Annotated in this window: 5 protein-coding genes; 2 read left to right on the top strand and 3 right to left on the bottom strand. The window is 69.6% G+C overall.

Annotated elements, in window-relative coordinates; genetic code table 11:
* Together SACHA_RS19995 and SACHA_RS0102765 are read right to left on the bottom strand one after the other, a co-directional pair.
* Positions 1–1,192 (bottom strand): Hsp70 family protein (locus SACHA_RS19995; protein WP_157601580.1); only part of this gene is annotated, 1,192 nt, incomplete at its 3' end.
* 185 nt (positions 1,193–1,377) lie between these two features.
* Complete coding sequence (locus tag SACHA_RS0102765; RefSeq protein WP_028662832.1) at positions 1,378–5,391, bottom strand: type VII secretion protein EccC; 4,014 nt, start codon at positions 5,389–5,391, stop codon at positions 1,378–1,380.
* A 221-nt stretch (positions 5,392–5,612) separates the two neighbouring features.
* On the opposite strand from SACHA_RS0102765, the gene eccD reads away from it, so the two are divergent.
* Together eccD and SACHA_RS0102775 are read left to right on the top strand one after the other, a co-directional pair.
* Positions 5,613–7,007: a type VII secretion integral membrane protein EccD gene (gene eccD / locus SACHA_RS0102770; RefSeq protein ID WP_039737751.1), complete on the top strand. Its 1,395-nt coding sequence runs from the start codon at positions 5,613–5,615 to the stop codon at positions 7,005–7,007.
* A gap of 91 nt (positions 7,008–7,098) precedes the next feature.
* Positions 7,099–8,649, top strand: a complete 1,551-nt coding sequence (locus SACHA_RS0102775) for a type VII secretion-associated serine protease mycosin (RefSeq protein ID WP_020628586.1) — start codon at positions 7,099–7,101, stop codon at positions 8,647–8,649.
* Positions 8,650–9,105: 456 nt separating this feature from the next.
* Here SACHA_RS0102775 and eccB read toward each other — a convergent pair whose 3' ends face one another.
* Positions 9,106–10,728 (bottom strand): type VII secretion protein EccB, encoded by a 1,623-nt coding sequence (eccB, locus tag SACHA_RS0102780; protein ID WP_028662834.1) that lies wholly within the window; start codon positions 10,726–10,728, stop codon positions 9,106–9,108.
* Positions 10,729–11,181: the final 453 nt, after the last annotated feature.

Below are 11,181 nucleotides of genomic sequence, written 5' to 3' on the forward strand. Positions count from 1 at the left end.
CGGCGGACGGATGCCCCGGCGACGGCCGGGCCTCCCGGCGCGGGCCACCGGTGACCGCCCCGGTGTGGTTCGACGGCACCTCCACCGCCCGCAACGCCCCCCGCGCGACCACGGTCTCCGGCTGATCCAATGTGGTCGGTAGGACACCTGTGTGCTCGTGGATCAGCCGCGCCACCAGCGGTATCCGACTCGACCCGCCGACCAGGAAGAGCGCCGTGAGTTGTCGCGGCCGCAGTCCCGCGGCCTCGGCCGTCGACCGGGTGAGTTCCACCGCCCGTTCCAGCGGATCCGCGATCAACCGTTCCAGATCGTCCCGCGTGACGTGCGCGTCGGCGAACGGCGACGGGAGGGGAACGTCGGTGTACGCGTGCCGCGACAAGGTCTCCTTCGCACCGCGTACATCGTGGCGGAGCACCCGGCGGCGACGACGGACGGCGAGTGAACGTCCCTCGACGAGCTCGTCCCATGCGTCCCGGGCGCCCTCGGGGACGAGCGAACCCACATGGTCGAGCAGGACCTGGTCGATGTCGGCGCCGCCGAACCGTGGATCACCCCGGGTCGCGAGCACCTCGAAACCGGTGTGGTCACGAGCGGAGCCGGGAAGGTTCCGGACGACACTCGCGTCGATGGTGCCGCCACCGAGGTCGAGCACGGCGATCGTGTCACCCGGGCCGCCGCCGCGCTCCGCGGAGTGGTCCCACACGGCCTCCCCGGGCGCGAACGTCGTCGCGTGGTACACGGCCGCCGCCACCGGTTCCGGGACCAGAGCGACCTCGTGGGCGAGCCGCACGCCGGCCTGACGCAGTGACCGGGTGCGCACCGCGCCCCAATCCGCGGGGTGGGTCAGCACCAGAAGAGAGACCTCGGCACCGGCCGCGAGTCGACGGGCCTCGGTGACGGCACGGGACAACACCGCGTGCACGGCGTCGACGACGCTGACGACCGCATCGCCGAGCAGCAGATCCCCCTCGTCGATGCGTCGCTTGGGGTGCGGTTCGAACCGGGACGGGTCCACCGCGGCCTGCCGCTCGGCCTCCTGGCCGACGAACAACGTGCCGTCGGGGGCGGCGTAGACGGCCGACGACAGCAGCGGTTGGCCGTCGATGACCACGATCTGGGGTTCCCGGCCGTGCACCGACGCGGCCACACAGGTGCTCGATGTCCCGAAGTCCACCGCCACCCGCAGAGTCACCAGCCGCTCCCGCCTGTCGTCGTGGGTGTGTACGCCGGCACCTTGTCAGACAACGCCCGCCGACACCGACCTCGACGCGCTGCGCCCCGCGAACGTGCCCACCCGGGGGCACGGCACCGCGGTCGGCGCCCCGGGGTGGGCGCAGTTCGCGGGCGGAACGCGCCCACCCCGCCGGACACGGCACCTCACTCGGGGTTGATCCACGAGACGTGCATCAACTGCTTGCCGACCTTGCGGCTGACGAAGTAGCCGCGTCCGGGTGGCATCGGACCCGCCTTCACGTTGCCGAGCAGCTGCCCCTCGTCCTTCGACCCGTTCATCACCATGCCCGGCATGGCGAGCTCCTTGAGCTTGCCGAGGATCGGGTCCATGCCGGTCCGCGCCGCACCGCCCGTACGGCGGGCCACGACCATGTGCAGGCCGACGTCCTTGGCCTGGGCGAGGTACTCGGACAACGGCTTCAGTGGGTTGTTCGTCGAGGTCGCCACCAGGTCGTAGTCGTCGACCACGACGAACAGTTCGGGACCGCTCCACCACGACCGGTCCTTGAGCTGCTGCGGCGTCACGTCCGGCCCCGGCAGCCGCTTCTGCATCGACTGCGCGACCTCCTTGACCATGTCCTCCAGCTGGTTGGCCGAGACCGCGTAGCCGAGCAGCTGGTCACCCTCGACGAACCCGAGCATCGTGCGCCGGTAGTCCACCAGGATGACTACGGCCTCCTGCTTGGTGTTGCGCTCGGTGATGCCCCGCACGATCTGCCGCAACAGGTTCGTCTTGCCCGACTCACCGTCCGCGTAGGCGAGGAAGTGCGGATCGGCGTTGAAGTCGAGGTAGACCGGGGCCAGCTCGTCCTCGTCGACACCGATGGGGATGAGCTTGGTGTCGCGGTACTTGTCCTGCTGGAGCAGTTCCTCGTACGGCATGACGTCCGGCAGCAGCCGCACCTTCGGTGCGGGCCTGCCCTGCCACGCCGACGCCACCTTGGACACGGCGTCGACGACACCGTCACCCAGGTCGTCGTCGCCGCTGGATCCGTCGATGCGCGGCAGCCCCCCGAGGAAATGCAGCTTTTCCCTGGTCAGGCCGCGCCCCGGGCGGCCGGCGGGGACGTTGACGGCGACCCTGCGATCGATGTCCGACTCGCTCGGGTCACCCAACCGCAGTTCGAACCGGGTACCGAGCATGTCCTTGATCGCAGGGCGGATGTCGGCCCACCGGTTCGACGAGATGATCACATGGACGCCGTAGGTGAGGCCCTGCACCGCGAGCTTGGTGATCTGCGGCTCGAGCTCCTCGAAGTCGTCCCGCAGCGCCCGCCACCCGTCGACCACGAGGAACGCGTCGCCGAAGGCGTCCTGTTCCGCGGTGATGTCGCCGCGTCGCTTGCGGTTGCGGAAATCGTTCATCGAATCCACACCGAGCGTGCCGAACCGGGACTCCCGCTCGTTGGCCAGCGTTGTCAACTCGGCCACGATCCGGCGGGCCTTGTCCGGTTCCCGCCGCGCCACGGCCACGCCACCGACGTGCGGCAGCCCCTCCAGGGGACCGAGCGTGCCACCACCCAGGTCGATGCAGAAGAACTGCGCCTCCCCGGGCGTGTGCGTCAACGCCGCCGACATGATCAGTGTCCGCAGCATCGTCGACTTGCCCGACTGCGGGCCACCGACGATCACGCCGTGCCCGGCGGCACCGGAGAAGTCCGCCCACAACGGGTCACGGCGTTGCTCGTACGGGCGGTCGACGATCCCCAGCGGGATCTGCAAGCGACCGTTGCCGAAGAATCCGACCGGTGTCAGCCCGCGGTCCTCCGTCGGGTTCAGGTTCGGCAGCAACGTGTCGAGCGAGTTCGGTTCCTTCAGCGGCGGCAACCACACCTCGTGTGCGGGAGGGCCCTGGCCCACGAGTCGGCCGACGATGACGTCGAGCTCGCTCGGCTCCACGGCCTCGTCCGACTCGGCCTGCTGTTGCGGTTCCGGTTCGGGCTCGGGTTCCGGCTCCGGCTCCGTGGGCAGCTCCACGACATCGGGGACGAACAACTGCGGACGTTTGTCCGCACGGACGACCTTGGCACCCGGGGCCGCGGCCTTGATCCCCGCGGGCCGGTACGGGCCCGAGACGTAGGACGCCTTGAACCGCTCCAGCGTCGACGTGTCGTACTTCAGGTACCCGCCACCGGGCACGGACGGAAGTTCGAACGCGTCCGGAACACCGATCGCGGCCCTCGACTCGGCGGCGGAGAACGTCTTCAGACCGATGCGGTAGGACAGATGCGAATCCAGCCCGCGCAGTTTGCCTTCCTCCAGCCGTTGCGACGCCAGCAGCATGTGCATCTGCAGCGACCGGCCGAGCCGTCCGATGGCCACGAACAGGTCGATGAAATCCGGTTTCTCCGACAGCAGCTCGGAGAACTCGTCCACGACGATGAACAACGCGGGCAACGGGTCCAGATCGGCCCCGTTCTCCCTGGCCTTCTCGTACTCCCAGACGTTCTTGAAGTTGCCGCCGTTCTTCAGCGCCTCCTGCCGCCGGTTCATCTCACCGGCGAGGGCGTCCTTCATCCGGTCGACGAGGGTCACCTCGTCGGCCAGGTTGGTGATGACCGCCGAGACGTGCGGCGCCTTGTCGAGCCCGAGGAACGTGGCGCCACCCTTGAAGTCGACGAGCACGAAGTTGAGCGACGTCGACGAATGCGTCGCCAGCATCCCCAGCACCAGGGTGCGCAGGAACTCGGACTTACCGGAACCGGTGGCTCCGATGCACAGGCCGTGCGGGCCCATGCCCTCCATCGCCGCTTCCTTGATGTCGAGCTCGACCGGCTGGCCGCTCTCGCCGACCCCGAACGGCACGCGATACCGGTCGCGGACCGGGCGCGGCCGCCACGCCTGCTGCACGTCGAACGTCATCGGATCACCGGGGATGCCCAGCAGCTCCAGCAGCGACGGGTTCGACAGCAGCGGCTGCTCCTCGCCGTCGTCGGCGGCGCCGGTGCTCATCCGGTAGGGCGAGATCTTGCGGGCCAGCGCCTCGACCTCGACCCTGCTCAACGTGTCGGGCTCGCCGAACCACTCGACACCGCCCGAGCTGCGCGCACCGAGCCGCTCCTTCTCGACGACCAGCCGCAGTCCACGCCGCGCCGCGAGGTTGCCGATCGACTCGGACAGGTCGAGCAACGTGACGCCGACGAGTCCCTCCTCCAGCAGGATCTGTTCCTCACCGGTGACGTCGGCGTCGTCGAGGACGATCACGATGTGCGGCTGGTCCGGCGGCGGTGTGGCGTTGCGGGAGAACCGCTGCCGGTCCCGCAGTTCCTCCTCCAGCCACTGTTCGACCTGCGCCAGGGACCCGCCCATCATGCGCAGCTGGCCGATCCCGTCGGACAACGTGGGGTGCTGGACATGGGGCAGCCATTTCGCCCACTCCCAGTCCTCCTTCGCCCGCCCGGTGGTGGCCACCGCGATCAGCACGTCGTCCGGACTGTGGAAGGTCACCAACTGGGCGAGCATCGCGCGGGCGAGACCACGGGTCAGTTCCCGCTCGCCCTGCATGCCCACCGCGGCGAAGCCACGCAGCGTGATCTGCGTCGGAAGATCCGGCACGATCGAGTGGGCTCGCACGAACCGACGGAGCGCCAGGGTCGCGATCGGTTCGAGCTCGTCGACCGGCCCGGTCTGCGGCGGAACCAGCCGGGTCGCCAGCCGGTGCGAGCTCCGGCCGACCCGCAGGTGGAGGAAATCCTGGTCGTTCTGCCTCCGTTCCCACATCCGCCTGCTCGTCGCGAGTGACCACAGGCTCTCCGGGTCGGGATGCACCCATTCCAGTGATGCCCGCTGCTCCACCATCGCCTCACGGGCGCGGTCCCGCATTTGACCGAGGTACCGCAGGTAGTCCTTGCGGTCCTCGTTCATCTCCGACTTCTTCTGCTGCCCCCCACGACCGCCGCCGGCGAGCATGCCGACCATCGACATCATCATCATCAGCGGCATCATCATCATGAACGGGCTGGGCGGGCCGTCGCTCGCCGTGAACATGAAGGCGACCATGCCCAGCATCGCCACGACCATGACGACCGGCATCAGCTTCATGAGGATGTTGCCGGGGATCGTCCGCGGGACCTCGGGCGGCGGCTCGAGGTGGACCTCACCACCCGGCGGGCGGGGAGCAGCAAGCCGTGGCGACCGCTTGAACTGCAGCGTGCTCACCGAAAGGACCCCTCTTCGACTCGGCGACGGCGGCCGGCACGGGAAACGCGAACCGGCACATTCACCGGAACTGCCCCCACGCCTGGCCCGGGTGCGTTAATACTAGTGCGGCATCACGACATCATGGGGCCGGTTCGGCAAGATACCGGGCCCGGCCGGGCGTGTTTCCGCGACGCGGTATAAACGTCCGGCGGCGAAATCTCCAGGTAGGGGGCGAACAGGTGGCAACGGGCACGACGGTTTTCAGCAGGGTGACGGTGGTCGCGCCGCGCACCCGGATCGACGTCGCGCTGCCTGCCGACGTGGCGGTGGCCGACCTGATGCCCATGCTGTTGACCATGGCCAACGAGGCCACTCCGGACGGCGGTGCCCGGCACGGCGGATGGGCCCTGGCCAAGCTCGGGGACACCCCGTTGGACCCGAGTCGGACGCTGGCCTCGCTCGGCATCATCGACGGGGAACTGCTGCAACTGCGCAAGCGCAACGAGAGCCCGCCGCCCCCGCTGTACGACGACGTGGTCGACGCGATCGCGGAAGCCGATCCGGACAGTTTCCGGCCCTGGACCAAGGAGACCGCGCGCCGGATCGGACACGTCGCGGGCGGGCTGGCACTGCTCCTGTCCGCCGTGGCGCTGTTGCTCAGCGGTTCGTTGTTCGGTGGCAACTCGTTGGCCACCGCGATCACCAGCGGCGTGGCCGCGATCGCCTGTGTCGCGATGGGCGCGACGCTGGTGAAAGCCTACGACGCGGAATCGACCGGCGTGCTCGTCGCCGCCGCGGGCGGACTCCCACTGGCGTTCGTGAGCGGGTTCCACATCGTTCCCGACGGGGCACTGCGACCGAGCCTGCTGCTGGCCAGTGCGCTCCTGGTGGTGTTCGCCGCGGTCTGCATCCTGGTGATGGGCACGGGGATCACCACGTTCATCGCCGCCGCCACGGCGGGCGTCTTCGGCGTCCTCGCCTTCCTCGTCGCCACCCTGGTGGCCCATCCCGCCCCCGGCATCGCCGCGGGCACTGTCGCCGTGGCGCTCGCGGGCATCTCCCTCCTGCCCAGGGCCACGATCTGGCTCGCGAAACTGCCGCTGCCGCAGGTCCCGAACACCGCGGAGGAGCTGAAGGAGGAGTCCGAACAACCGGACTACTCCGCGATCGAACGCAGGACCAGCGTCGCGCACAACTACATGACCGGACTGCTGGTCGGCAGTGGTGCCGTCACCGCGGTCGCCGCCGTCGTCACCGCCTCGTCCGGGGATGTCTGGGGCATCCTCACCGCCGTCGCGGCCACGCTGGTGTTGTTGTTGCGTGGGCGTACCTACGCCAACGGCGCGCAGGCCGTCGCGTTGCTGACCACGGGGATGGTCGCCGCGGGCGGTATCCTCATGGGTTGGCTCTGGACCGAGGACCCCACCGGCCGGATCCTGTGGATCTTCGGTGTGCTCGTGCTGCTCGGCGCCGCGGCGCTCGTGCTCGGCGTCGTGTTCCCGGACCAACGGTTCACCCCGCCGATGCGCCGCACCGTCGAGATCTTCGAGGCCGTCTGCATCGCCTCGGTGATCCCGCTCGCCCTCGCCGTGATGGGGTTGTACTCCACACTGCGGCACCTCGACATCGGCTGATGCTGCCCAGAGACGGCGCCACGACTGCTAGGGGGTTCGCGTGCGGACGGTTCGGACGGTGAAGAGGGGTTCGGCACTCGGGCTGGCCCTGATGACCGGCTTCGTCGGGCCCGGCGCGATGCCGCTCACCGCCCAGGAACGGGACGAGACGCCCGATGCCGGGTACTACGCGTCGCCGCCGCCCGTCGACATGGGCGCGCTACCGGACGACAGCGGCGCACCCGACAAGCGCTACGTCCAGAAGGTCGCCTGCGTCCAGCGCAATCCCGAGCACGACGCGGACATCCAGAACGCACCCTGGGGTCAGCAGTTCCTCCGCGTCGGTGACGTCCACGCGCTGATGCGGTCGACACTCGGCACGATCGGTGCGAAGCCCGACGGGAACCCGGTCCGGGTGGCCGTCATCGACACCGGAGTCACCCGGCACCCGCACTTCCAGAACCGGGTGGAGGCCGGCGGAGACTACGTCGACACCGCGGACAGGGGTGTCGAGGACTGCGACGGGCACGGCACCCAGGTCGCCGGGATCATCGCGGCCGATACGCCTGCCGATATCGCGTTCACCGGGATGGCGCCCGACGCGCGGATCATCGCGATCCGGCAGTCCAGCCAGAACTTCTCGCCGGACGAGGACGGCGCCGCAGCCGAGCGGGACCCCGATTCCGGTGGTGACTCCGGTGACGAGGGGTCCGGCGACGATGGGTCGGGCGACGGTGGGTCGGGCGAGTCCGGAGACGGCGGTTCCGAGTCGCTCGTCGGGGACACCGATCCGGCGCAGGACAGTCGGACGCAGGCAGGTGGCGGTGCGGGAACGTTGGACACCCTCGCCCAGGCGATCGTGCGGGCGACCAACAAGGGTGTCGACGTCATGAACATTTCCATCAACCACTGTCGGCCCGCGGACGGCGGTGTCATGCCGGAGGAGCGGCGACTGCAGGCAGCGGTGCGCAACGCCGTCCGGAACGACGTCGTGGTCGTTTCCGCGGCGGGCAACGTGTCGGAGCGTTGTGAGCAGAACGATCAGGAGCCCGGTACCCCGCCGAACACCGTCGTGAGTCCCCCGTGGTTCGCCGACGACGTGCTCTCCGTCGCGGCGATCGACCGCACCGGCGGTGTCGCCGACTTCAGCATCCACGGCCCGTGGGTGAGCGTCGCGGCGCCGGGAACCGACATCATGTCGCTCGACCCGGCCGAGGGCTCCGGACGACTCACCAACATGATGATCGAGAACGGGGAGCCGGCTTCGATCAAGGGCACGAGCTTCGCCGCACCCTATGTCGCCGGACTGGCGGCACTGGTCCGTGCGAAGTATCCCGACCTCGACGCCCGGGAGGTGATGCACCGTATCGAGTTTACGGCGCATCACCCGGCGGCGCCGGGAGGACGGGACAACTTCGTCGGCCACGGCGTGATCAACCCGATGGCGGCACTGACGGCGACGGTGCCGTCCGAGGAGGGACTCCCGGCGGCGCGGGCGGAGTCTCTCCCCTCGGACATGCCGCCCCCCGCCGACCGCAACTGGACCCCGGTCGTGGTCGCGGTGGTGGGATCCGGCGGCGCGCTCACCGCCCTCCTCGTCACCCTGTTCGTCGTGCACACGATCCGCCGAAACCGCCCGACGAACACAACCCCCTCAACCTGACCCGAGCCGCAGCGCCCGCCGTGCCCCGGAGGGGCACGGCGGGTGGGACGTTCCGCCCGCGGAACGTCCCACCACGGCATCCAGAGTGAACGCCGAACGACCGACCGGGCCCCACGAGCCCATCCCATGGCGAACCGGCAGACGGGTGGTCCCGTCTCCGTGGGACGGTTCGCGGGCGGATCGTTCCTTCCGGTGTACGCCGGGCGCGCAGGCGCGCCGACGACGGGCGTGCCGATCCCGGGCATCCCTCTCAGCCGCTCACCCGGCGTCAACCGACGTCGGCCGGCGCTCGACCGGGCGCGGTCGGTGTGCGCGGTTAGCGGGCAGAACGTGGTTCGCCGGGGCACCCCTGTCGGTGCCCCGGCGACACGACGGCTCGTCAGCGGATCGTCCCGCCCCGCGGCCTCGCGCGAGACGATGAGGGTGGCGCACGCTCGACCGGCCCCGTGGGGGGTGTCAGTTCCCTCCCCGCACTCCACCGGAACCGTTGGAGGCCCGGTCGTCCGGTCCTTCCGTCCGCCCGGCCCCTTCCTCCACAGGCACGTAGTCGAAGGTCCGCTGAGCGTCCTGCGGGTTCAACGACGCTCCGGCCGGCAACAACTTGATGATCGACTCCGGTGCGGGGTCGGTCGGCGGAAGTCCCAGCCCCCGCGCGATCTCCTCACTCGGGATGCCGTAGCGCACGCCGCGATCGGAGATCAATTGGATGTTTCCCCGGCCGAAAGTCTCCTTGGTGGTCGCCGACCGGACGACACCGGCGTGGCCGGGCCGCATGTAGAAGCCGTCGACCTTCATGTTGTCCGGGCCCGGGGTCCCGATAGGCACCGTGTCCGACTCGTTGTCCTCGCCCTTCGGCCCGGGCAGCACACTGCCGACGTACACCGACGTGGTGGCGTCCCGCTGCTCTCCTTCTCCCTGGATGGCCCAGCCGAGGCACGCGACGGGATGCTGCATCGGATCGAGAACCGTGGGAACGGCGTCCGGGTAGTGCTGCACATCGATATAGCCCTCGTCACCGGGTCCCACCCGCGGCAGGGACTGCAACTTGTCCGGCGCGACGGTCGCCGCTTCCCCGGCGACGGTCTGCTCGAAGAGGATCATGTCCGCAACAGCGGTGGAAACAGGCTGTACACCTGCCCGGGTGACAACGTACTGGTCGACGCTCTCGGTGAGGTGGGTCTCGAACACCGCTCCGACCGGAAGGCCGTCGACGTCGTATTCCTCCGGGGACTCGCCCGCGCCGGGAATCGTCGGCGCGGCCAACTGTCCTACCGACGGGATCGCGTTCAGGAGCCCCATCGAGATCTTCCGCACGAACCGCTCATCGAGCTTGAGAGCCGCTCGCACCGAATCTTCCGCCAGATCGACACGGGCACGCACCGTGTTCGCGTTCAGGGTGTTCGCATCACTCTTCTGCCGGTAGACAAGGTAGTGGTTGCCGTCATCGGCCGAGACGAGCAGCGCCTGTCGTTGTCCCAGTTGCCGGCCGAGTTCGCGCACACCGGCGAAGACGGTCGTCTCGGTACCCGCTCTCTCCCGCGTGACCCGGTCGGTCAAGCTGCGGTCCATTGTGGTCTGGTCACAGACGGCCCAGTTCGGCGTCACGAGCTGGTCCTTGTTCGGCAGAAGGTCCGGACCACCGGGAATGCCGTGCAGACGGGCCCTCGGGATGTCCTTGAGCTGGTCGTCCGGAACGACCTCGGGAGGCGCGGGTTCAGCGGCCTGACCACCGCCGTCCTCCCCCTGCGACCGCGCCATGAGAAGCAGTCTGGCCGACGCCAGATTGAACGTCGGGACCAACTCCTTCGGGTTGCCCATGACGACGTAGACACTGCCGGACTGTTCGCCGATGACGATCCCCGAGTCCGGAGGCTTGGGAGCAGGCTTGAAGAAGCCCACCACGATGAACGCGACCATCCCCAACGCGCCCAGGACGACCCCGACGATCGTGGCCCGGGAGTGCGTGCTCATGGGATCGTGCAGCATGACGGCGTCCTTGCGGACCAGGGCCGACTGCATGCGGCGCAACACGAACCGGTACGCCTGAACTTGCGACTTGCTTGTCGGTGTTGACGGCATTCTCGACCTACAGCTCTCCCACTCGCGGTACGGTTCCGCAGGATAGCCGCGCGGGCCCGTTGGGTGTTGGTTTTTACCAAGTCCGACCGGCCTCGGATCCGTCGGATCGGCTGTCCAGCTCAGTCACAGGCACGAGGGGAAGAGAACGAGCGGATGTCCGTCAGCACTCCTCCACGCCCTCCGGGCCCCCCGGGGGCCCAACCCCCGTCCGGGCGTCCACCGGGGCCACCGCCACGTCCGGGAGGCCCGGGAGGCCCGGGAGGCCCTAACGGACCCGGAGGACCTGCCCGACCGGGCGGACCTCCTACGGGCCCGCCACCGGGTCCGGGTGGCCGCCCCGGCGCTCCGGCGGGACCACAGAAACCCGCGGGTCCGCCTCCGGGAGGCGGCTCGGGTGGACCAGGAGGCCCGAGTGGGCCGGGTGGTCCCGGAGGTCCGGGTGGTCCCGGCGGG

It is taken from the genome of Saccharomonospora halophila 8 (assembly GCF_000383775.1).
In the GTDB taxonomy this organism is placed as follows: Bacteria; Actinomycetota; Actinomycetes; order Mycobacteriales; family Pseudonocardiaceae; genus Saccharomonospora; species Saccharomonospora halophila.

Bases quoted from the DNA above. Each gene is read 5' to 3' on its own strand.
- SACHA_RS0102775 (WP_020628586.1), top strand. From the start codon at position 7,099: ATGACCGGCTTCGTCGGGCCCGGCGCGATGCCGCTCACCGCCCAGGAA.
- eccB (WP_028662834.1), bottom strand. From the start codon at position 10,728: ATGCCGTCAACACCGACAAGCAAGTCGCAAGTTCAGGCGTACCGGTTC.